At 63.0% G+C, this 22441-nt stretch carries 24 protein-coding genes; 9 read left to right on the top strand and 15 right to left on the bottom strand.

The window, feature by feature from the left end:
- Positions 1-94: 94 nt before the first annotated feature.
- Complete coding sequence (hydA, locus tag G6N78_RS10585) at positions 95-1549, top strand: dihydropyrimidinase (protein ID WP_165218165.1); 1455 nt, start codon at positions 95-97, stop codon at positions 1547-1549.
- 145 nt (positions 1550-1694) lie between these two features.
- Positions 1695-2108, top strand: coding sequence for an endonuclease domain-containing protein (locus G6N78_RS10580; protein ID WP_165218163.1), 414 nt, complete (start codon positions 1695-1697; stop codon positions 2106-2108).
- A 106-nt stretch (positions 2109-2214) separates the two neighbouring features.
- On the opposite strand, the gene G6N78_RS10575 is transcribed toward G6N78_RS10580, so the two are convergent.
- Complete coding sequence (locus G6N78_RS10575) at positions 2215-2625, bottom strand: cupin domain-containing protein (RefSeq protein WP_165218161.1); 411 nt, start codon at positions 2623-2625, stop codon at positions 2215-2217.
- Positions 2626-2749: 124 nt separating this feature from the next.
- Here G6N78_RS10575 and G6N78_RS10570 point away from each other — a divergent pair, with 124 nt between their 5' ends.
- From G6N78_RS10570 to G6N78_RS10540, 7 genes are all read left to right on the top strand, one after another.
- Positions 2750-3538: an ABC transporter ATP-binding protein gene (locus tag G6N78_RS10570; RefSeq protein ID WP_165218159.1), complete on the top strand. Its 789-nt coding sequence runs from the start codon at positions 2750-2752 to the stop codon at positions 3536-3538.
- 306 nt (positions 3539-3844) lie between these two features.
- Complete coding sequence (locus tag G6N78_RS10565; RefSeq protein WP_165218157.1) at positions 3845-4723, top strand: ABC transporter permease; 879 nt, start codon at positions 3845-3847, stop codon at positions 4721-4723.
- On the top strand, positions 4720-5586 hold the full coding sequence (locus G6N78_RS10560; RefSeq protein ID WP_165218155.1) for an ABC transporter permease: 867 nt from the start codon (positions 4720-4722) through the stop codon (positions 5584-5586). Before G6N78_RS10565 ends, G6N78_RS10560 begins: the two co-directional genes overlap by 4 nt.
- A 26-nt stretch (positions 5587-5612) precedes the next feature.
- On the top strand, positions 5613-6605 hold the full coding sequence (locus G6N78_RS10555; protein WP_165218153.1) for an ABC transporter substrate-binding protein: 993 nt from the start codon (positions 5613-5615) through the stop codon (positions 6603-6605).
- Between the two features lie 340 nt (positions 6606-6945).
- On the top strand, positions 6946-8160 hold the full coding sequence (locus G6N78_RS10550) for an efflux RND transporter periplasmic adaptor subunit (RefSeq protein WP_234905778.1): 1215 nt from the start codon (positions 6946-6948) through the stop codon (positions 8158-8160).
- A gap of 16 nt (positions 8161-8176) precedes the next feature.
- On the top strand, positions 8177-11512 hold the full coding sequence (locus G6N78_RS10545) for an efflux RND transporter permease subunit (RefSeq protein ID WP_165218151.1): 3336 nt from the start codon (positions 8177-8179) through the stop codon (positions 11510-11512).
- 128 nt (positions 11513-11640) lie between these two features.
- Positions 11641-12327 (top strand): Crp/Fnr family transcriptional regulator, encoded by a 687-nt coding sequence (locus G6N78_RS10540; RefSeq protein WP_165218149.1) that lies wholly within the window; start codon positions 11641-11643, stop codon positions 12325-12327.
- Between the two features lie 41 nt (positions 12328-12368).
- Here G6N78_RS10540 and aidB read toward each other — a convergent pair whose 3' ends face one another.
- The 14 genes from aidB to urtE form a co-directional block, all read right to left on the bottom strand.
- On the bottom strand, positions 12369-13187 hold the full coding sequence (aidB, locus tag G6N78_RS10535) for an AidB family quorum-quenching N-acyl homoserine lactonase (RefSeq protein WP_165218147.1): 819 nt from the start codon (positions 13185-13187) through the stop codon (positions 12369-12371).
- A complete protein-coding gene (ureG, locus tag G6N78_RS10530; RefSeq protein ID WP_165221611.1) occupies positions 13180-13800 on the bottom strand; it encodes an urease accessory protein UreG in 621 nt (206 codons plus the stop codon). Before ureG ends, aidB begins: the two co-directional genes overlap by 8 nt.
- A gap of 84 nt (positions 13801-13884) precedes the next feature.
- A complete protein-coding gene (locus G6N78_RS10525; RefSeq protein WP_165218146.1) occupies positions 13885-14556 on the bottom strand; it encodes an urease accessory protein UreF in 672 nt (223 codons plus the stop codon).
- 6 nt (positions 14557-14562) lie between these two features.
- On the bottom strand, positions 14563-15078 hold the full coding sequence (gene ureE / locus G6N78_RS10520; protein ID WP_165218144.1) for an urease accessory protein UreE: 516 nt from the start codon (positions 15076-15078) through the stop codon (positions 14563-14565).
- A 124-nt stretch (positions 15079-15202) separates the two neighbouring features.
- On the bottom strand, positions 15203-15742 hold the full coding sequence (locus tag G6N78_RS10515) for a peroxiredoxin (RefSeq protein WP_165218142.1): 540 nt from the start codon (positions 15740-15742) through the stop codon (positions 15203-15205).
- Positions 15743-15920: 178 nt separating this feature from the next.
- Positions 15921-16157 carry a hypothetical protein gene (locus tag G6N78_RS10510; RefSeq protein WP_165218140.1) on the bottom strand — a complete coding sequence of 79 codons (237 nt, stop codon included), beginning with the start codon at positions 16155-16157 and terminating at the stop codon, positions 15921-15923.
- A 27-nt stretch (positions 16158-16184) separates the two neighbouring features.
- Positions 16185-16457 (bottom strand): hypothetical protein, encoded by a 273-nt coding sequence (locus tag G6N78_RS10505; RefSeq protein ID WP_165218138.1) that lies wholly within the window; start codon positions 16455-16457, stop codon positions 16185-16187.
- Between the two features lie 44 nt (positions 16458-16501).
- Entirely contained in the window at positions 16502-18214 is a 1713-nt protein-coding gene (gene ureC / locus G6N78_RS10500; protein WP_165218136.1) for an urease subunit alpha, read from the bottom strand.
- A gap of 148 nt (positions 18215-18362) precedes the next feature.
- Complete coding sequence (locus tag G6N78_RS10495) at positions 18363-18785, bottom strand: lysozyme inhibitor LprI family protein (RefSeq protein ID WP_234905777.1); 423 nt, start codon at positions 18783-18785, stop codon at positions 18363-18365.
- A gap of 17 nt (positions 18786-18802) precedes the next feature.
- Positions 18803-19108 carry an urease subunit beta gene (locus tag G6N78_RS10490; RefSeq protein WP_165218134.1) on the bottom strand — a complete coding sequence of 102 codons (306 nt, stop codon included), beginning with the start codon at positions 19106-19108 and terminating at the stop codon, positions 18803-18805.
- 12 nt (positions 19109-19120) lie between these two features.
- Positions 19121-19423: an urease subunit gamma gene (locus G6N78_RS10485; protein ID WP_062553749.1), complete on the bottom strand. Its 303-nt coding sequence runs from the start codon at positions 19421-19423 to the stop codon at positions 19121-19123.
- 22 nt (positions 19424-19445) lie between these two features.
- Positions 19446-20270, bottom strand: a complete 825-nt coding sequence (locus G6N78_RS10480; protein ID WP_165218122.1) for an urease accessory protein UreD — start codon at positions 20268-20270, stop codon at positions 19446-19448.
- A complete protein-coding gene (locus tag G6N78_RS10475) occupies positions 20207-21409 on the bottom strand; it encodes a CE1 family esterase (RefSeq protein ID WP_165218120.1) in 1203 nt (400 codons plus the stop codon). Before G6N78_RS10475 ends, G6N78_RS10480 begins: the two co-directional genes overlap by 64 nt.
- A gap of 147 nt (positions 21410-21556) precedes the next feature.
- On the bottom strand, positions 21557-22252 hold the full coding sequence (gene urtE, locus G6N78_RS10470) for an urea ABC transporter ATP-binding subunit UrtE (RefSeq protein ID WP_165218118.1): 696 nt from the start codon (positions 22250-22252) through the stop codon (positions 21557-21559).
- Between the last annotated feature and the right edge of the window lie 189 nt (positions 22253-22441).

The raw sequence follows: 22441 nt of genomic DNA, 5'->3' as shown, positions 1-22441 counted from the left end.
TCAAGCTACCTCACCCACAAGACCACAATAGGCATCGGGCCTCCGGCACCGATACTGCCGGAGGTTCCCAAAACCAGCGGAGGGAACCGAACCCATGACCACAGTCATCAAGAACGGCACGATCGTCACCGCCGATCTCACCTACAAGGCCGATGTGAAGGTCGAGGGTGGGAAGATCGTCGAGATCGGCCCGAACCTGTCAGGCGGCACGGTGCTGGATGCAACCGGCTGTTACGTCATGCCGGGCGGCATTGATCCGCATGTGCATCTCGAAATGCCGTTCATGGGCACCTATTCGGCGGACGATTTCGAAAGCGGCACGCGCGCGGCGCTTGCCGGCGGCACGACCATGGTCGTCGATTTCTGTCTGCCCGATCCCGGCCAGTCGCTTCTCGACGCGCTGAAGCGCTGGGACAACAAGGCGACGCGCGCCAATTGCGACTATTCCTTCCACATGTCCGTTACCTGGTGGGGCGAACAGGTGTTCAACGACATGAAGACGGTGGTGCAGGAAAAGGGCATCAACACCTTCAAGCACTTCATGGCCTACAAAGGCGCCCTGATGGTGAACGACGACGAAATGTTCGCCTCGTTCTCGCGCTGTGCCGAGCTTGGTGCCCTGCCGCTGGTGCATGCGGAAAACGGCGATGTGGTCGCCGCCATGCAAGCCAAGCTGATGGATGAAGGCAATAACGGCCCGGAAGCGCACGCCTATTCGCGGCCTGCGACCGTGGAAGGCGAAGCCACCAACCGCGCCATCATCATTGCCGACATGGCGGGCGCGCCGCTCTACGTGGTCCACACCTCCTGCGAACAGGCGCATGAAGCCATCCGCCGCGCCCGGCAGAATGGCATGCGGGTGTATGGTGAACCGCTCATCCAGCACCTGACGCTGGACGAGACCGAATATGCGAACCCGGATTGGGATCACGCCGCGCGGCGCGTCATGTCCCCGCCCTTCCGCAACAAGCAGCATCAGGATTCGCTCTGGGCGGGCCTCGCCGCCGGCTCGCTGCAGGTGGTGGCGACCGATCACTGCGCCTTCACCACCGACCAGAAACGCTATGGCGTCGGCGATTTCCGCAAGATCCCGAACGGCACCGGCGGGCTGGAAGACCGCATGCCGATGCTCTGGACCTATGGGGTGGCGACCGGCCGCATCACCATGAACGAGTTCGTCGCGGTCACCTCGACGAACATCGCGAAGATCCTCAACGTCTACCCGAGGAAGGGCGCGATCCTGGTCGGCGCCGATGCCGATCTCGTCGTCTGGGACCCGAACAAGGAGAAGACGATCACGGCGAAAAGCCAGCAGTCGGCGATCGATTACAACGTTTTCGAGGGCAAGACGGTGAAAGGCCTGCCGCGCTACACGCTGACCCGCGGCGTGGTCGCCATCGAGGAAGGGGTGATCAAGACCCGCGAGGGCCACGGCCAGTTTGTTTCCCGCGAGCCCTATCCGGCGGTGTCCAAGGCGCTCTCGACCTGGAAGGAGCTGACGGCGCCCCGCAAGGTGGAACGCACCGGCATTCCGGCATCCGGGGTGTGATAATGGAAACATGTAGACCCGCGGCGCTTGTTACCAAACCTGTCAATTGTCTCTGTGACGTTGATCTAGGTGGAGCCGCGCAGGGCGCGGCCTCTTCTCCCCTTGGGGAGAAGGTGGCCCGTAGGGCCGGATGAGGGGCCTTGCGATGACATCACCCAATTCAGCCTGGAAAAGACGAGACGGTGCAACCCAACGTGCGCGAACACTTCGCAAGGATGAGACCGAAGCAGAGTATCGGCTCTGGTCCGATCTCAGAAACCGAAATTTGAACGGCTTCAAGTTCTCACGACAGATTCCGCTCGGCCCTTACTTCGCGGACTTTTTGTGCCGGGGAAGACGATTGATTGTTGAATTGGATGGCTCACAACACGCCGATAGTCTTTCGGACGTCCATCGGACCGAGTGGTTGAATTGCCAAGGATATGCCGTCTTACGGTTCTGGAATCACGAAATACTTCAAGAGCGGCGTGCCGTGTTGGAAACGATCGTTGCTGCGCTGGAAGGGCGGCTGTTTGCTCGCTGCGAACTGACGCGTTTTTATCCCGCAGTCAAACGGTAAAGGTGAAAGAGATCACGTCTTGACGCAAACGATACGGAAAGGTGCTGTCCCCTCACCCGGCGCTATCGCGCCACCCTCTCCCCAAGGGGAGAGGGGGAGCCTCGCCTCACCGCGCCAGCGCATCCAACTGCGGCAACAGCACCACGCTTTCCTGCTCGTTCGGGTCCGTACGGGCAATGATCGCGGTTGCCGGCTCGTCGGAGGTGTTCGCCGGCAGGTGCGGCACGCCGGCCGGGATGTAGAAAAGCTCGCCCGCGCTCACCACCACATGGTGTTCCAGGTTGTCGCCGTACCAGGTGTCGGCTTTTCCGGCGAGCATGTAGATCGCCGTCTCGTGGTTCTCGTGCAGATGCGCCTTGGCGCGGGCGCCCGGCGGCATCGTCAGAATATGCATGCAGATGCCCTTCGACCCCACGGTTTCCGCCGCGATCCCCTCGAAATAGCTGAGCCCCTGCTTGCCGTCATAGGTATTGCCCGGCTTCACCAGCCGGCAGGTGGGCTTCGATGATGCGTCCATGTCCAAAATCCTCCAACAGCCCTGCCGGCGGCGGCTCTGAAAGCCGGCCGGTGCGGCAACAGCCACAGAAGATACCAGATAAAATGCCCCTTTCCATGCCTCATTCTCTGCCGGAGGCGCTGTCATGACGAGCCCCGCATCCGTCGTCTCCGCCCGCGATCTCGGCCTCACCTTCGAAACCGGCGATGGGCCCGTACATGCCCTGACCGGTGTCAACCTCGATATCAGAAAGGGCGATTTCGTCTCCTTCATCGGCCCGTCCGGCTGTGGCAAGACCACCTTCCTGCGGGTGATTGCCGACCTCGAGAAACACACGAGCGGTTCGATCGACATTAATGGAATGACTCCGGAAAATGCCCGCCTCGCGCGTGCCTATGGCTATGTCTTCCAGGCCGCGGCACTCTATCCCTGGCGCACGATCGAAAAGAACATCGCGCTGCCATTGGAAATCATGGGCTACAGTGCGGACGAGCAGAAGAAGCGCATCGCCGAGATGCTCGACCTCGTGAACCTTTCCGGTTTCGGCAAGAAATACCCGTGGCAACTGTCGGGCGGCATGCAGCAGCGCGCCTCGATTGCCCGCGCGCTCGCCTTCGATGCCGACCTGCTGTTGATGGACGAGCCCTTCGGTGCGCTGGACGAGATCGTCCGCGACCATCTGAACGAGCAGCTCCTGAAACTCTGGGACAAGACGAACAAGACGATCTGCTTCGTCACCCACTCGATCCCCGAGGCTGTCTACCTATCTACCCGCATCGTGGTGATGAGCCCGCGCCCCGGCCGCGTGACCGACGTCATCGAATCCACCCTCCCCCGCGATCGCCCGCTGGAGATCCGCGACACGCCGGAGTTCCTGGAAATCGCCCACCGCGTCCGCGAGGGCCTGAAGGCGGGGCATAGCTATGAGGAGTAGGATTTCCACGTCGGGGCTCAGTCAGGTTTTGAACTCAATTGCGTATCGAGCCCTGCCATACCCCCCTCTGTCCTGCCGGACATCTCCCCCACACGGGGGGAGATCGGATGGACGCACCCACTTCGGCCAAACTGGCATCACCGTCAGCAGAAGCGAAGATACGTTGGGGACATGGAGCCGGACGTCTCGTCAGGCCGTTCTCCCCCCTTGTGGGGGAGATGTCCGGCAGGACAGAGGGGGGTACCTTTCTTCTCCTCAGGCAGATTGGCGGATGAGGCGCATGGCCGCGTTGGCGGGAGGAACCCCATGACCGCCCTCTTCCGCGACCGCATCCTGCCCGTCCTCACCGTGATCGCCGCGATCCTCGTCGTGTGGCATGTCTTCGTCGTCTATCTCAACGCCCCCTTCGTGCGCGACCAGGCGGCGCGGGCCGGTGAGACGGTGACGCTCGGCCAGATCGTCGGGCAGACCTTCAACCAGGAGCGGCCGATCCTGCCGGCGCCGCACCAGATCATTGCCGAGCTTTGGGATACGACGGTCGCCAAGCCGATCACTTCGAAGCGCAGCCTCGTCTATCATGCCTGGATCACGCTCTCGGCTACCCTGATGGGCTTTGGCATGGGCACCGTGCTTGGCATCGCGCTCGCCGTCGGCATCGTCCACAACCGGGCGATGGACAAATCGCTGATGCCCTGGGTGATCGCCAGCCAGACGATCCCGATCCTCGCCATCGCGCCGATGATCATTGTCGTTTTGAACTCGATCGGCATCTCAGGTCTCTTACCCAAAGCTTTGATTTCGACATACCTTTCCTTCTTTCCCGTCGTCGTCGGCATGGTGAAGGGCCTGCGCAGCCCCGATACCCTGCTGATCGACCTGATGCACACCTATAATGCCAGCAACACCCAGACCTTCTGGAAACTGCGCTGGCCGGCGGCCATGCCCTATCTCTTCACCTCGCTGAAGGTGGCGATCGCGATTTCGCTGGTCGGGGCGATCGTCGGCGAGTTGCCGACCGGGGCCGTGGCGGGGCTCGGTGCACGGCTGCTCTCCGGCTCCTATTACGGCCAAACGATCCAGATCTGGGCGGCGCTCTTCATGGCAGCCGCGCTGGCGGCCGTTCTCGTCTCCATCGTCGGCGCAGCACACGGCCTCGTGCTGAAACGCATGGGAGTGAAGCCATGAACGGGTATATCTTTCTGGCGCTCGCGGTCTGGCTCTGCGCCTGGGCGCTCAACGAATGGCTGGTACGGCAGACGCCGGCAGGCCCGGGCACAGCGCGCGCCATCGGCATCGCCGTGCCGCTGATCTTCGGCGTGACGCTCCTCGTGATCTGGGAATGCCTGGTGCGCGGCTTCGAGATCCCGCCGATCCTGCTGCCGGCGCCGTCCGCCATCTGGGCTAAGCTGACCAACTCGCTGCCGGTGCTCTGGGCGGATTTTCAGCAGACCTTCCTGAAATCCGTGATCACCGGGTATATCGCCGGCTGTGGCCTCGGTTTTCTGGTCGCAATCCTCATCGACCGTTCGCCCTTCCTGCAGAAGGGCCTGCTGCCGATCGGCAATTTCGTGTCGGCGCTGCCGGTCGTCGGCGTCGCACCGATCATGGTCATGTGGTTCGGTTTCGACTGGCCGTCGAAGGTGGCGGTCGTCGTGATCATGACCTTTTTCCCGATGCTGGTGAACACGGTGCAGGGACTTTCAGCCGCCAGCCACATGGAACGCGACCTGATGCGCACCTATGCCGCCGGCTGGTGGCCGACGCTCGTCAAGCTGCGCCTGCCGGCGGCCTGGCCCTTCATCTTCAACGCGCTGAAGATCAACTCGACACTGGCGCTGATTGGCGCCATCGTGGCGGAATTCTTCGGCACGCCCATCGTCGGCATGGGCTTTCGTATCTCCACCGAGGTGGGGCGCGCGAATATTGACATGGTCTGGGCCGAAATCGCGGTTGCCGCGGTCGCCGGCTCGGTCTTCTACGGTCTGGTGGCGCTCAGTGAACGGGCCGTCACCTTCTGGCACCCTTCCGTCCGCGGTGGACGGAGGTAACAACCAAAAAAGAGGGAACTGACACCATGAAAACGAAACTTGCATCGCTGATGCTGGCCGCCGCCATCTCCTTGACGGCCATGTCTGCGGCTGCCGCCGACAAGGTGACCCTGCAGTTGAAATGGGTGACCCAGGCGCAGTTCGCCGGCTATTACGTCGCCAAGGAGAAGGGCTTCTACACGGAGGAAGGCCTCGACGTCGATATCAAGCCGGGCGGCCCGGACATTGCACCCCCGCAGGTGCTGGCCGGCGGTGGCGCCGACGTCATCGTCGATTGGATGCCGTCTGCGCTCGCCACCCGCGAAAAGGGCGTAGCCCTCGTCAACATTGCCCAGCCGTTCAAGAAGTCGGGCATGATGCTGACCTGCCTCAAGGAAACCGGCATCACCAAGCCCGCCGATTTCAAGGGCAAGACGCTCGGCGTCTGGTTCTTCGGCAACGAATACCCGTTCCTGTCCTGGATGGCGACGCTCGGCATCAAGACCGACGGTTCCGCCGATGGCGTGAAGGTGCTGAAGCAGGGCTTCAACGTCGATCCGCTCCTGCAGAAGCAGGCCGCCTGCATTTCCACCATGACCTATAACGAATACTGGCAGGTGATCGATGCCGGCATCAAGCCGGACCAACTCGTCACGTTCAAGTACGAGGATGAGGGCGTGGCGACGCTGGAAGACGGCCTCTACGTGCTGGAAGACAAGCTGAAGGACCCGGCCTTCAAGGAAAAGATGGTCAAGTTCGTCCGCGCTTCCATGAAGGGCTGGAAATACGCCGAAAAGAACCCGGATGAAGCCGCCGGCATCGTGCTCGACAATGACGCCTCCGGTGCCCAGACCGAAAAGCACCAGAAGCGCATGATGGGCGAGATCGCCAAGCTGACGGCCGGCTCGAACGGCGCGCTCGACAAGGCGGATTACGATCGCACTGTCAAGACGCTGCTGGGTGGCGGCTCCGACCCCGTCATCACCAAGGAGCCGACGGGCGCCTATACGCTGGACATCACGGCGGCAGCGCTGAAGTAAGCGCATCGCGTCCCCTGTCGAAACGCGCAGTCTCTGGCTGCGCGTTTTTTCGTTTGCAGCACAATAAGTGATGACTGGGAGCAACATCCGGTGATTGATCCGGTTGTGCACTGCGACTAAGTTGATCACGAATTGTTGTGCTGTGGTCTTGTGGGAGAGAGGAGCCGTAGCCACCTACGCTCACACAAGGCGGGCAAGGCGGCGAAAGCGCAGGCAAGGAAGACCGTGCACCTGAAATGCCGGAAACGACCGACGCCCTGATGCCGACTGTAGAAGCAGCCCAAGACCCATAGCCAGTGACAGACCGTACCCCGATGGAATTGCCAGGATAGGCCGGATAATGCCGATGATTACCCGACAGACAACGCTCGTCACCCTTATTGCCGCCATTGCCTTGTCCGGCGGTGTGGCACTCCCCGTCGCCGCCCAGGATCAGAAAGCGGCCGCTCCGGCGCAGGCCGAGCCGGCCCGCCTTCCCGCCATTGTGGTTACCCGGGTCGTCGCGCGCCCGCTGGTCGATAGCGTCGTGGCCAGCGGCACGGTTCGACCGGTCCAGGAAATCTTCGTGCAGCCGCTCGTCGATGGCCTGTCGATCAAGGTGCTGCATGCCGATGTCGGTGACCGGGTCAAGGCAGGCGACGTGGTGGCCGAGCTCAACAGCGACAGCCTCCTGCTGCAAAAGAGCCAGTTGCAGGCCAATAAGGCAAAGGCCGAGGCAGGTCTTGCGCAATACCGCGCCCAGGTGATCGAAGCTCAGGCCAATGCCGATGATGCCGTGCGCCAGCGCGACCGCGCCGTGACGCTCAGCCGCAACGGCACGGTCTCGACCTCCCAGGTCGAACAGTTGACCGCCTCCGCCGATGCCGCCCTTGCAAGGCTGAATGCCGCCAGACAGGCCGTCAGTGTCGGCGAGGCTGACATCAAGGTCGTGGATGCACAGATCGATGACATCGATCTGAAGCTCGAACGTACCGAGGTCAAGGCCCCGGTCGATGGGATCATATCGGTCCGGGATGCCAAGGTCGGCGCGATTGCCAGCGGCGCCGGCACGCCCCTCTTCACCATGATCCGCAATGGCGAGATCGAACTGGTGGCGGATGTGCCGGAAAGCGATATTCGCCGCATCAAGGCCGGCATGCCGGCCAGGGTGACGATTGCCGGCGGGCGCGACCCGTTGCCGGGCAAGGTGCGCCTGGTGGCGCCGGTGGTGGATGCATCCACGCGGCTTGGTTCGGTGCACATCGTCGTCGACGCGAGCACCGGGGCGAAAGCGGGCATGTATGCCAGCGCCCAGATCATTATCGAGGAAACCACAGCACTCTCCCTGCCGCAATCGGCGGTGACGACCGAGCGCGGCGGCACCATTGCCCGGCAGGTCGAGAACCATGTCATCAAGCAGGTTGCGGTCGAAACCGGCATCCAGGACAAGGGCTATGTGCAGATCCTGAGCGGTCTCGCAGAGGGTGATATGGTGGTGGCCAAGGCCGGCGCCTTCGTACGTGACGGCGACCGCATTTCGCCGGTATCGGACGAACCGGCCGCTGCATCGAACTGACGGAGACGAGATCGTCATGAACTTTTCCGCCTGGTCCATCCGCAACCCGATTGCGCCGCTGCTCGCTTTCGCGCTCTTGGTCTTCCTCGGCATCGGTGCATTCAATTCGCTGCCGATCACCCGCTTCCCGAACATCGACGTTCCGGTCGTCTCCATTACCGTCACCCAGAGCGGCGCTTCGCCCTCGGAACTCGAAATGCAGGTGACGAAGGAGGTGGAAGACGCCGTCGCCTCGATCAGCGGCGTCGATGAAATCACCTCCACCGTTACCGACGGACAGTCCACCACCGCCGTGCTCTTCCGCATCGAAAAGCCGACGGAAGAGGCCGTGCAGGACGTCAAGGACGCGATCGACCGCATCCGCGGCGATCTCCCCGCCTCCGTCGATGAACCGATCGTCTCCAAGGTGGATGTCGAAGGCCAGGCGATCCAGACCTTTGCCGTCTCCTCCCCCAACATGACGCTTGAGGAACTTTCCTGGTTCGTGGACGACACAGTCAAGCGGTCCCTGCAGGGGCAGCCTGGCATCGGCCGCATCGACCGGTACGGCGGCGCCGACCGAGAAGTCCGCGTGGCGCTCGACCCGGCCAAGCTGAATTCCTACGGCATCACCGCGCCGGACGTGAACGCCCAGTTGCGCAGCGTCAACGTCGATCTCGGCTCCGGCCGCGGCCAGGTGGGCGGCAACGAGCAAAGCATCCGCACGCTCGGCGATGCGCGCAGCGTCGCGGACCTCGCTAATACCACGATCGCCCTGTCCAACGGCCGCTTCGTCAAGCTTTCCGATCTGGGCACGGTCAACGACACCTACCAAGAACCGAAGAGCTTCTCGCGCTTCAACGGCGAACCGACCGTCACCTTCGCCGTGTTCCGCGCCAAGGGTGCCAGCGAAGTCTCCGTGGCCGAGACGGTCGCGACGCAGCTGGACCAGATCCGCAAAAGCAATCCGGACGTCAACATCCAGATGGTGGATGATTCCGTCTACTTCACCTACGGCAATTACGAGGCCGCGATCCACACCCTGATCGAGGGGGCGATCCTCGCCGTCATCGTGGTGCTGCTCTTCCTGCGCAACTGGCGCGCCACGCTGATTTCGGCGATTGCTTTGCCGCTCTCGGCCATCCCGACCTTCTGGGTCATGGACCTGCTCGGCTTCTCGCTGAACCTCGTCAGCTTCCTGGCGCTCACACTCGCGACCGGCATCCTCGTCGATGACGCGATCGTCGAGGTGGAAAACATCGCCCGCCACATCAAGATGGGCAAAACCCCTTATCGTGCAGCCCTTGATGCAGCCGACGAGATCGGCCTCGCGGTCATAGCGACCAGCTTCACCATCATCGCCGTCTTCGTGCCCGTCTCCTTCATGCCGGGCATTCCCGGCCAGTATTTCATCCAGTTCGGCCTGACGGTGGCGATATCCGTCTTCTTCTCGCTGCTGGTGGCGCGTCTCATCACACCCCTGATGGCCGCCTACCTGATGCGCGCCGAAGACGCGATGGATGACCACCATGACAATGACGGCCGGATCATGAAGGCCTATACGCGCCTGGTGACCGGCACGACGAGGCGCTGGTACATGCGCTACGCGACGCTTGCCGGCGCCATCGCCTTCCTCATCGGCTCGATCATGCTGCTGATGCAGGTGCCGGGCAGCTTCCTGCCGCCGGAAGACCGCTCCCGCATCACGCTTTCGGTCGAACTGCCGCCGAATGCGACGCTGGACGAGACCTCGGCCACGACGAATGCGCTCTACGATATCATCCGGCCGATGGAAGGCGTGGAAAGCGTCTTCATTCTCGGCGGCGCCTCGCCGAAGGGCGATCTCGAACTGCGCCGCGCAACCGTCAACGTGATCCTCGGCAACATCGAGCACTCGCTGCTGAAGACGCTGGTCAACAAGGGACTGGGCGGACTGCCGGTCGTCGGCCAGTATGTTCCGAAGATGAAGATCGAGGGCCGCACGCGTCCGCAATGGGAAATCGAGGAGGAAATCTTCTCCAAGGTCCGCGCCGTGCCGGATGTGCGCATCACCAAGCTCAACGACCGCGGCGAACGCGAACTCTCGTTCAACTTCCTCGCCAGCAACAGCGAGCAGCTGGACGATGCGGTGGCCAAGCTCGAAAGCCGGCTGCGCGCATCGCCGGTGCTTGCCAACGTCTCGTCCGAAGGCGCCCTTCCCCGTCCGGAACTGCAGATCCGTCCCCGCAAGGACGAGGCGGCCCGGCTTGGCATCACGCCACAGCAGATTTCCGAAACCGTGCGTGTCGCAACGATCGGCGACGTGGACGCGGCCCTGCCGAAGATCTCGCTCGATAACCGCCTGATCCCGATCCGCTCGCAGGCCTCGCTCGACGTTCGGCGCGACCTGCAGGCGATCCGCAACCTGAAGATCAAGACGGCCAGCGGCACCACCGTTCCCTTGTCGAGCGTGGCGGATATCGACTATTCGGAAGGCCCGAGCTCGATCAAGCGCAACAACCGCAGCCGCGTCGTCTCGATCGGTTCGGACATCCCGCAGGGTACCGCACTTGATACGGCAACCGCCGAGTTCAAGCGCATCGTCGAAGAAACCGACCTTCCGCCAACGGTGCGGCTCGCTGAAAGCGGTGACGCCAAGATCCAGGCGGAAATGGTGCAGGGCTTTGCCAATGCCATGCTGCTTGGCCTGCTTCTGGTGCTGGTGGTGCTGATCCTGCTGTTCAAGGACGTGATCCAGCCCTTCACCATCCTGTTCTCGCTGCCGCTTGCCATCGGCGGCGTGGCGGTCGGGCTGATCGTCACCAACAATGCGCTCTCGATGCCGGTCCTTATTGGCATCCTGATGCTGATGGGCATCGTGACGAAGAACGCCATCCTGCTGGTCGATTTCGCCATCGAGATGCGCCGTCACGGCATGGAGCGGGTTGCCGCCATGGTGGAGGCCGGGCGCAAGCGCGCCCGCCCGATCATCATGACCTCGATCGCCATGTCGGCCGGCATGCTGCCGTCCGCGCTCGGCGTCGGCGAAGGCGGCTCCTTCCGCTCGCCGATGGCGATCGCCGTCATCGGCGGCATCATCGTCTCGACGGTGCTCAGCCTCGTGGTCGTCCCGGCCTTCTTCCTGATCATGGACGACGTATCCCGCATTCTCAGCCGCATCTTCAGCCGCTTCGTCGGCAAGAAGGAGGTGGAGGAAGAGGTTCTGTCGGATGAGGAACTAAGCCGCGTCGCCCGCGATAACGAGCGCAAGATCGCCGCCCTGCAGGAAAAGCTGGACAGCCTGACGACGAAATCGGCACCTGACGAACACGGGCGCGCGGCGCATTCCGCCGGCAACAACGTGCTGAGGCTGCCACCACTTGCGGCTGAATAAGAAGACAGAAAATTAATCTTTCGGGAGGCCCAGTTTGATCGATGTCAAATTGGGCCTTTTCGCGTGGTGCTAATCTCATTCCCGTTCGCAAGTCCGAAGGACATGACGCGCAAGGGGAGCGACAGGCGATGCTGGACAGAAATCACAGGGCAAATCAACGGGAGCGCACTCTTCTGTCAAAGACGAGTTTCATCCGCGCGCTGTCCCCGGTGGCGTCATCGAAAATGCTGGATGGCGCGCATATCGCGACGATGCCGGCGCGCTCCGCCATCTTCCGCGAGGGTGAACAGGCGCTTTCCTTCTACTGCCTGCTAAGCGGTTATGTCCGCCTCTACCGGGTCAGCCGCGATGGCCGGCAGGCCGACATCCGCATCTGCGGCCCGGGCGACATGTTTGCCGAATGCCTGATCTATGGCGGCGACAAGTATCGCTTCAACGCACAGGCCGCCGAAAATGTCATGCTGGCCCGCTTTGACATGCAGGACGTGCGCGAACTCGCCGAACAGGATCCGACCGTGGCCAAAGCGATCATGGCGACCCTCTCCGACCATCTGCTGTCGACGATGGATTGCGTGGTGAACGACCGGCTGCACACCGCGCCGCAGCGCGTGGCCGATTATCTGCTCGCCCGCTGCACCAATGAGAACGGCCCGACCTCCATCCGGCTGCCCTTCCAGAAGAGCCTTCTGGCCGGCATGCTGGGGCTGGCGCCCGAGGCGCTGTCGCGGGCCTTTTCGTCCCTGCGCCGCACCGGCGTCACCGTCCGCGGCCGGGTCATCCAGATCGGCGACGTGGACGCCTTGAAGGAAATCTGAGGCACCCGGCAGAACAAGGCTTCGGCCAGGATGGTCGGGTGTCAGGCCGGCGTGAAACGCCAGACGTCACCCGCCCTCTCCACATGCACGAAACCGGAGACGTGCCCGCCGGACGCCACCCAGCGCTCCTCGGCGGCACGCGCGAAGATCGACCGGCGGCTTGCGGCCCCTTGGGCGGCATCGGCATCATAAATGAAGCAGAAATCCGGATCGTCGAGTTGCAGGGCCGGTGCGTGCACCAGATCGCCCCAGAGAACAAGCCGCTCCGCCCCTTTGCCGATGAGATAACCGAAATGGCCGGGCGTATGACCAGGCATGGCGATCGCTTCGATCTCCGGCAGCACGGGACCTTCCGGCACCGGCTTGACCCGCTCGCCATAGGTTGCCAAGAGGCGGGCCGCGATATCAAACCCGCCACGCCGATAGGTCGGCACCGTTTCCTTCAACGCGCTATTGCCGAAGAAGTCGAGATCCGGCTTCGGCACGACGATCTCCGCCTTCGGAAAATAAGCGCCGTCATCGGCAAACAGTCCCAGCGCGTGGTCGCCGTGCAGATGGGTGATCAGCACGCGCTTGACATCCTCCGGCTGCACGCCAGCGTCTGCAAGCGCTGCCCGGCCAAGGCCCAGTTGCGGCCCCCAGAACGGCCCCGTGCCCGCATCGACCAAGGTCACACCATCCGGTCCGCGAAGCAGGAAAAGGTTGACGTCCATATCCACGGTGGGCTCGGCCCAGGCGGCGACCGCGGCATCCCGCACCGTCTCGCTGCTGGCATGCGCAAGATGCTCGATCGGCGCCTTGTAGACACCGTCAATCAGTACTGTAACCTCATAAGAGCCGAAGCGTCGACCGTCAGGCATGCTGCAATCCGCCATGGGTTTCGAGGAAGCGGACGATGTGATCGACCCCCTCGCCGCGCTTGAGATCGGTAAAGACAAACGGCATGCCGGCGCGCTGCTTGCTGGCATCGCGGTCCATCACGTCGAGATCGGCGCCGACATAAGGCGCGAGATCCTTCTTGTTGATGACGAGCAGATCCGAGCGGGTGATGCCCGGCCCGCCCTTGCGAGGAATTTCCTCGCCCTGGCAGGTGGAGATCACATAGATGGTGATGTCAGCCAAGTCCGGCGAAAAGGTCGCCGCAAGATTGTCGCCACCGGATTCGATGAAGACCACGTCGAGATCCGGGAAGCGGTCGTTCAGTCCCGCGATCGCCTGCAGATTGATCGTCGCATCTTCGCGAATGGCGGTGTGCGGGCAGCCGCCGGTTTCCACCCCGACGATCCGGTCGGAGGAGAGCGCCTGCATGCGCACCAGCGCCTCGGCATCCTCCTTGGTGTAGATATCATTGGTGACGACCGCGACCGAATAGGTCTCGCGCATCGCCTTGCAGAGCTTTTCCGTCAGCGCCGTCTTGCCGGAGCCGACCGGGCCGCCGATGCCGACGCGAAGAGGTCCGTTTGCCGATGTCATCTTGTCCATGCCTTTCCACAAATCCATGACGGCAGCATAACGCCGCCGCTGCGCCGCACAAGGCGACAAAACGTTGACCGGTCGTCAGGACCGGAAGAGGCGCGAGACCTGCGTCTCGTGCCGGAGCGAGGCGATATCCGCCTGGACGGTGGCGGTGCCGAGGTCATCGAGATTTGCCCGCGCCGCCCGTTCCGCCATCTCTGCCATCAGCGGCTCGAGGCGTGCAAGGATCTCCACACCCTGCTGCTGGCCGCAGACGCCGAGCCGGATGCCGGCGGACACGCCTTGCGAAAGCCCGGCATGCAGGAAGGCGGCAACCGCCTGCGCCGGCTGGATCCCATGCGCAGAGGCCACCGCACCGACCGCCACCGGATAGGGACAGTCCTTCGGCAGGGCCTCGAAGACAGGATGCGGCCAGGCGGTTGCGGCGGAAAGAAAGGCCTTTCCCAGAGACAGGGTTTCCAGATGCCGTTCGGCAGACCCGGCCAGCGCCAGCCCCAGTTCAGAGAGCTCGGCCAGTGTTTCGCCCTCTCCGTTCGCAGCCGCTGCGGCGGCAAGCAGGACCGCATCGTTCCACAACGTGCCGCAACGCAGCAGCGTCGAGAACCACCCCTCCAGTCCGGCGGCATCCGTCACCAGACGGTCATGCACCGCCCGCTCCAGTCCGCCGGAATAGGCAAAGCCGCCGACCGGAAAGGCCGGCGAGAGCCACGCCATCAGCCGCAGCAGGGCCTGCATGTCGGAGGAAGCGCTCATGGCGCCTCAATCGGGGTGATGATGGCCATGGGAATGATCGTGGCCATGGTCGTGCTGGTGGCCGTGATCATGAGAATGACCGTGCGAACCATGGCTGTGATAGGCGCCGCGGGCCGGCTGGAAGGCTTCCTCGACCTCCGTGACGCTCGCACCGAGGCCCTCCAGCATCGAGCGGATCACGTGATCGCGCAGGATCAGGATACGCCCCTCCTCGATCTGCGCCGAGAGATGCCGGTTGCCGAGATGCCAGGCGAGTTCGATGAGGTGAAGCGGATTGCGCGCCTTCACCTCGAACAGCTTTTCCGCCGCCGCCTTCACCTCCACCGTATCGCCATTGTCCAGCACCAGCCGGTCGCCATCATGAAACAGCACGGCCTCCTTCAGATCCAGCATCACCATGTCGCCATTGGAGAGATGCAGGAGCTTGCGGCGCAGGTGCCGCAGGTCATGCGGAAGCGTGACGGTATCGACGGGCGGATCGGTGATCTCGCCGGCCGGGCGAAAGGAATGGACATGCTGCATGGGATTGTTCCTGTGATGATGGCCGGCATCATTGCCAAGCAAGGTCCGCATGACAAGCGGCATTTTTGCGATGCACAGGCATAGGGGGGCCGGCGGATAAAACCGCCCGACCCGAATACAATCCTCAGGCGGCCTGCTTGCGGCGCAGGGTCTCGAGAATGTTCTGCGGTGAGGAGACGCCGTAAGGATCGGTCTCGCAGTTGTCGGAGAAGCCTTCTTCCTCGAACCACTGCTCCACCACCAGGTTGTTGATCACGGCCGCATACCGCCAGGAGCGAAGGCCGAAGCCAAGATTATCCTTGCGCACCAGCATGCCCATCTTGCGGGTGAACTCGCCGGAACCATCCGGAATGAGCTTGACGTTGTCGAGACCCTGCGACTTGCCCCAGGCATTCATCACAAAGGCATCGTTGACGGAGATGCAGTAGATCTCGTCGATGCCTTCCGCCTGGAACTCCGGATAGAGCTTTTCGAAATCCGGTAGCTGGAAGGTCGAGCAGGTGGGCGTGAAGGCGCCCGGCAGCGAGAACAGCACGACGCGCTTGCCGCCAAAATAATCCGCCGAGGTGACATCCTGCCAGCGGAACGGATTGGGGCCGCCGATCGCTTCATCGCGAACGCGCGTGCGGAAGGTCACGTCAGGCACTTTGCGGCCAATGAGCATGGATCGTCTCCTGTAAAAACCGATAGATGCCGCCGCATCGGAAAAGAAACCGGCAGCGGAAAAACAGGAGGTATTTTAACCGGTCTTTGCGTGCAGTGCAGCATAGAACGGTGATTTCAACACCCGCGCATAGCGGCTATGCGGTGTGATCATGGCAGAGGGGCCGCACGGTTGCTCATCAATCCGTGATGTCGAGCCGCCGCTCGATCCGGTTGATCTTGTCGGTGAGACGATCCAGCCCCATCTCTGCAACGCCTTCTGCATCAGTTCCCTGATCTCGGCGAAGACCGGCAAGCCCCAATTCGATCCGGGTCAGGCGGCTGCCCTGCTCACGCAGGCTCTCCCGCATGTCGCGGATGTCCGCGCGGACGGCGCGCAGGTGTTCAAGCACAAGATTGTTGATGTCTTCAGCCATGGCTCCACCCTGACATGACACGCACTATCAAGCTGATCTTGCCTTGCGCCCCGCTTCATCGGCAAGAGCTCGCAATTCTGTCTTCATATCCTCAAGAGAAATCGATTCACCGGTCTCCAGATATCGCGCCCATCGCCGATCATCTTCGGCAAATTCGGCCTCCTGGCGTTCCACATCTTCCGCATGAAGCCGCAAAACGCCTTCCGCCAGTTCAGAGACGGTCGAGCCTTCGCGTTCCGCAATGACTGCGAGACGCTTTTTCAAATCACCGTCGATGCTGACCGTCTCTTTGGTGCTCATGGCAGCATTCTATCACAGACCATCCGCCCGCCAAAAGGGGCTCCTCAGAACAGGAAATACCGCTGCGCCATCGGCAGCACGGTCGCCGGTTCGCAGGTCAGAAGTTCGCCATCGGCGCGCACTTCGTAGGTTTCCGGGTCCACCTCGATATGCGGTGTCAGGTCGTTGAGGATCATCGACTTCTTGGAAATGCCGCCGCGGGTGTTCTTCACCGCCACCAGCTGCTTGGCAACGCCGAGTCTTCCGGCAAGGCCTGCATCGAGCGAAGCCTGGGACACGAAAGTGACGGACGAATTCGTGCGCGCCTTGCCATAGGCACCGAACATCGGGCGGTAATGCACCGGCTGCGGCGTCGGGATGGAGGCGTTCGGATCGCCCATCGGGGCAGCCGCAATCACGCCGCCCATCAGCACCATGTCCGGCTTCACGCCGAAAAAGGCCGGGTTCCAGATCACGAGGTCGGCACGCTTGCCGATTTCGATAGAGCCGATCTCGTGGGAGACGCCATGCGCGATCGCCGGGTTGATCGTGTATTTCGCGACATAGCGGCGCACACGCAGGTTGTCGTTGTCGCCGGTCTCGCCGGGCAGGCTGCCGCGCTGGCGCTTCATCTTGTCAGCCGTCTGCCAGGTGCGGATGATCACCTCGCCGACGCGGCCCATGGCCTGGCTGTCCGACGAGATGATCGAAAAGGCGCCGATATCGTGGAGAATGTCTTCCGCCGCGATCGTTTCCTTGCGGATGCGGCTTTCGGCAAAGGCGATGTCTTCCGGGATCGACGGCGACAGGTGATGGCAGACCATCAGCATGTCGAGATGTTCGGCGAGCGTATTGACAGTATAGGGCCGCGTCGGATTGGTGGAGGACGGAATGACGTTCGGCTGACCGCAGATCTTGATGATGTCCGGCGCATGGCCACCGCCGGCGCCTTCCGTGTGGAAGGCATGGATGGTGCGGCCCTTGATGGCGCCGACCGTATCTTCCACGAAACCGCTTTCGTTCAGCGTGTCGGTATGGATCATCACCTGCACGTCGTATTGATCGGCAACCGAGAGGCAGCAATCGATGGCGCCGGGCGTTGTGCCCCAATCCTCGTGCAGTTTCAGCGAGGTGGCGCCGCCGAGCACCATTTCCTCGAGCGCGCCGGGCAGCGAGGCATTGCCCTTGCCGGCAAAGGCGAGGTTCATCGGGAAGGCATCTGCCGCCTCGATCATGCGGGCAATATGCCAGGGGCCGGGCGTGCAGGTGGTGGCAAGCGTGCCGTGCGCGGGGCCGGTGCCGCCGCCCAGCATGCAGGTAAGCCCGCTCATCAGCGCCTCCTCGATCTGCTGCGGGCAGATGAAGTGGATATGCGCGTCCATGCCGCCGGCGGTGACGATCTTGCCTTCGCCGGCAATCGCTTCCGTGCCCGGCCCGACGATGATGTTGACGCCCGGCTGGGTATCCGGATTGCCGGCCTTGCCGATCGCGACGATCCGCCCGTCCTTCAGCCCGATATCCGCCTTGATGATGCCGGTGTGATCGACGATCACCGCATTGGTGATGACGGTATCGACAGCACCATCGGCGCGCGTCACCTGGCTCTGGCCCATGCCGTCACGGATCACCTTGCCGCCGCCGAACTTCACTTCGTCGCCGTAGGCGGTAAAGTCCTTCTCCACCTCGATGAAGAGTTCGGTATCGGCGAGCCGCACCTTGTCGCCGACGGTCGGACCGAACATCGAGGCATAGGCGGCGCGGGACATCTTGTAGGGCATCGGGTCAGACTCCTTCGAGGCGGGAGAATTTCGGCAGCAGAACCGGCGGGAAACCGGCGACTGCAAAACGGGTCAGTCCATGTGTGTTCGGCGGAGCCGCCGGTTCAGGCCGGCAGCGCTCGCGCGGGTCAATGCGGCGACCGGCACCCTACTGGATGCCGTCCGCCAGTTCCTTCAGTTCCGTCGTGCGATTGCGCGTCACCTCGGCGAGGCAGCCGAGGATCACCGCCTGATAGAGGCTGCCGCCCCACACGCTGTAACCGACGGCATTGCAATGGGCGTCGCGATAGGCGATCCAGGCACGTTGCGCCTTCGTCAGCTCTTCGACCGCACCCTTGTTCTGGGCTTCGAGCTCCGCATCCCAGCCAGCCAGCACCTTCTTCGTGGCACTCCACTGAACGTTCAGCGCCTTGTCGGCGGCGCGGTAATCGAGATCGGCGCAGAGGTTGATGTCGGCCTGGCTCACCGCCTGGTCGCAAGGCACCGAGGGCTTGTCCTCCGCCGAGGACGGGGCATCCATCAGCAGGACGCAGCCGCAGAGATAGAGTATGCCGAGGCCCGCCTTGATCACCGCCTGTTTCCTTGTTCTCACAGCTTGCCCATGACCTTCTGGCGGAACCCGTAGACCTCGCGCTTGCCGGCGAGCGGGACCAGCGTCACCTCGCGCGTCTGGCCGGGCTCAAAACGAACGGCGGTGCCCGCCGGAATGTCTAGCCGCATGCCCCGCGTCTTGTCGCGGTCGAACGACAGGCCGGCATTGGTCTCGTAGAAATGGTAGTGGCTGCCCACCTGCACCGGACGGTCGCCGGTATTGGACACCTCGACCGTGATGGTCGGGCGTCCGGCATTCAGTTCGATCTCGCCGCTGGCGGCAATGATTTCACCCGGGATCATAACGTCTTCCCCTCAGCGGATCGGTTCGTGAACGGTCACCAGCTTGGTGCCGTCCGGAAAGGTCGCTTCCACCTGCACGTCGTGGATCATTTCGGCAATGCCTTCCATCACCTGGTCGCGGGTAATGACATGGGCACCGGCCTCCATCAGATCCGGCACGGCGCGTCCATCGCGCGCGCCCTCGACGACGAAATCCGTGATCAGCGCAATGGCTTCCGGATAGTTGAGCTTGACGCCGCGCTCCAGCCGCCGGCGGGCCACCATGGCCGCCATCGAAATCAGAAGCTTGTCTTTTTCTCTCGGGCTGAGGTTCATGGGTTCCCCAAATCTTGTGCTGTCATGTGTTCCAGACTTTCGGCAAGGCCGCGCCGTTTCGCAAGAGCGAAATGACCGGAACAAGAATTTTTCTTAAAGAGAATCCGTCCGTTGCGGCAGCCCGTACGATCAGCTTGTCCTGCCAATGGCTTGCGCCAGCATGGTGGCCGTCGAGAACCGACCTCAGACGCGGCAAAAACAGCTCTGCGGAGGGGCCGCAATAGAGAACGGTGGCAAAGGCCACCTTGCCGGACAGCACAGCAGGCTCGGCTGAAAGTCTTGCGATCTCGCCCTCCAGCCGCACGTCTTCGGCATGGATGAGTTTGCCGCCGCGGCGGATGCGCCAGCGGTCGCGGAAAAGACCGGTCTCGGCCCGTTCGCCCATGGCGGTGCGTCCAAGAATGATCGCTTCGACCGCCATGAACTCGGCGCTCGGTGCCAGATCGACGGAAAGTTCGCGGGTGAGCGAGGCGCGGTCGAAGAGAATGCTCTCCTGCGGCAGCCAGGCGACCTTCGCCCCCTCGCCCACCTCGATCCGGCTGGAAAGCAAAGCCGTATCGGCAGCCGCCTTGTAGATCTTCTCGTTTGCCTGGGTGGTGACGGTGACGTCCGTGCCGGGTCCGGCGCTCAGCGACCAGTCCAGCCGGTCGCCGCCGGTCAGCCCGCCCGAACTGTTGATGAGGATCGCTTCAAGGGAGGAATCGAAGGTTTCGGGCAGGCGGATCTTGCCGCAGCCCTCCTGATAGAGTTCGGCGAGCCGCGTACGGCCCGCCAACTGTTTCGTTACAAGGCGCCCTTTGCCCCGAGCCCGCTGCGGCGCGGCTCTTGCGGCGGATTGCTGCTGCACGTCATCCCCTCGACTGTCTGTGCGGCCGATGCCGGGTCGCCGCCGCAGGTTGCCGCCGCCTTGACCTTGGTCGCGGGCGGCGTTGCGGTGGCCACGACATCCGTGCTGTCGGCCTTGCGGAAGAAGTCCCACATCCGCGACGCCGGATCAATATTCGGATCGAAACCCGGCTTGCGGACGCTCGACACCTGCACCACGCCGGCAGCCTTGCCCTCCGCCGCAGCGGCGATCACCCGCGCCTTTTGGCTCGGCTTCGGCCAGTCGTGATTGCCCTCGGCAAACTCGTAAGCCGCGACACGCGCGCCGTTCTGGCAGGTGTCGAACTGGCTGAAGGTCACGTCGTCCACCGTCTCGGGCTTGGCGGCCGGTTTGCAGCCATCGAGTTCCAGCCAGCGCTGCAGCGCCGTCTTGAAACTGTACTGCCAATAGGGCTTGCCACCGCCCGCATAGGGGTTCTGCTCGTCTTTCACGCTGGCAAAGGCCATGATCGAGATCGGCTTGGCCGGGTGGCAGGTGGTCGGGTCCGGCCGCCAGCGCCCATCGCGGCTTTCGACCGGCAGGCCGACGCGCAGCGAATTGACGAAACCGGCCGCGGCAAAATCATCGGCACCGGAGCAGACATAGGCCGACAGCATGCGCCCGCCGCCCGAATAACCGGAAGCGAAGACCTGCGCCGGATCAACGCAATATTCCGCCTTCACTCGCTCGACGGCGGCCTTCAGGAAGGCCACCTCGTCCAGTCCGCCCTCGCGGAAGGTCACACCCGGAACGTTCCAGGCATGCGTGCCCGGCATGCTGCCGGAGAGGCTGCCCTGCGGGGCGAACACGATGAAGCCGTTCTTCGCCGCCACCTTGTCCCAGGAACTGCGGGTCATCTGCCCGCGCGGATTGCTGTTGCTGCCGTGCAGGTCAAACACGACCGGTACCTTCTGCGCACCGGTATAGCCCGGCGGGATGAAGGCGACGCCGGAGCGGGTCTGCCCGCCGACATCGAGCGTCATGTCATGGTAGCCGGTTTCAACGGGCGTGCCGCATCCCGCGGCATGGGCGGCAACGCTGGCGCCCAATGAAAAGGCCCCTGCCGCGGTCAGGCGAGCAAGAGCGCGGGCGACGGAGCCGGTCCAAATTCCAAATGCCATCAAGCGCCTCGTGACAGAGAGTGCGTGGAAGGTGTCATGCTTTGGATGAAAAGCGCCGCCCGAGTATCATATTAGCCCCCTTTGATAAACCCTGCCTGCGCGTGCCAGCCGTGCAAAATATGACGAGCTATCATAAATGACACAGGCTCACACGGTCAGATGCCGCCGTGCCTCCGGAGTATCCAGCGTTTCAGCCGCCCCCTCATGCACGATCTCGCCCCGATCCATGATGTAGACATGATCGGCGAGTTCGCGGCAGAAGTCGAGATATTGTTCAACGAGCAGGATCGCCATCCCCGTGGAATCGCGCAGGTAACGGATCGCCCGGCCGATATCCTTGATGATCGACGGCTGGATGCCTTCCGTCGGCTCGTCCAGCACGAGGATTTTCGGCCGCGTGACCATGGCGCGACCGATCGCAAGCTGCTGCTGCTGGCCGCCGGACAGGTCGCCGCCGCGGCGCGACAGCATGGAGTTCAACACCGGAAACAGCGCAAAGATATCGTCCGGAATGAACCGCTCCTTGCGCGGCAGCGGCGCAAATCCGGTTTCCAGGTTCTCCTTGACGGTGAGCAACGGAAAGATCTCGCGCCCCTGCGGCACGTAGCCGATGCCATGTTTCGCCCGGTTGAAGGGGGCAAGACCGTTGAGAGTTTCGCCGTCGAAGGCAATCGTGCCGGCGGAGATCGCATGCTGCCCGGTGATGGCGCGCAAGAGCGATGACTTTCCCACCCCGTTGCGGCCGAGCACGCAGGTGATCTTGCCCATCGGCGCCTCAATGGACACGCCCCGTAACGCCTGCGCGGCACCGTAGTGAAGATTGATGTTGTTGACTGTCAGCATGGCTGTTCTTCCAATTCTGTTGAGCCCATCTCCGGCCACCGCCGTCAGCAATCTCGAAGGCTGCCCCTCATCCGGCTGCCGCCACCTTCTCCCCGCAGGCGGGGAGAAGGGTTTTGCCGCGCCCTCTCCGCATCCACCAAGCCGTCGCAGGGCACGTCCCCTCTCCCCGCAAGCGGGGAGAGGGTTAGG

This window comes from Allorhizobium pseudoryzae (genome assembly GCF_011046245.1).
GTDB classification, from domain to species: domain Bacteria; phylum Pseudomonadota; class Alphaproteobacteria; order Rhizobiales; family Rhizobiaceae; genus Neorhizobium; species Neorhizobium pseudoryzae.
The sequence above is the reverse complement of the archived record's forward strand: the minus strand, read 5'-3'. Positions and strand labels throughout refer to the sequence as shown.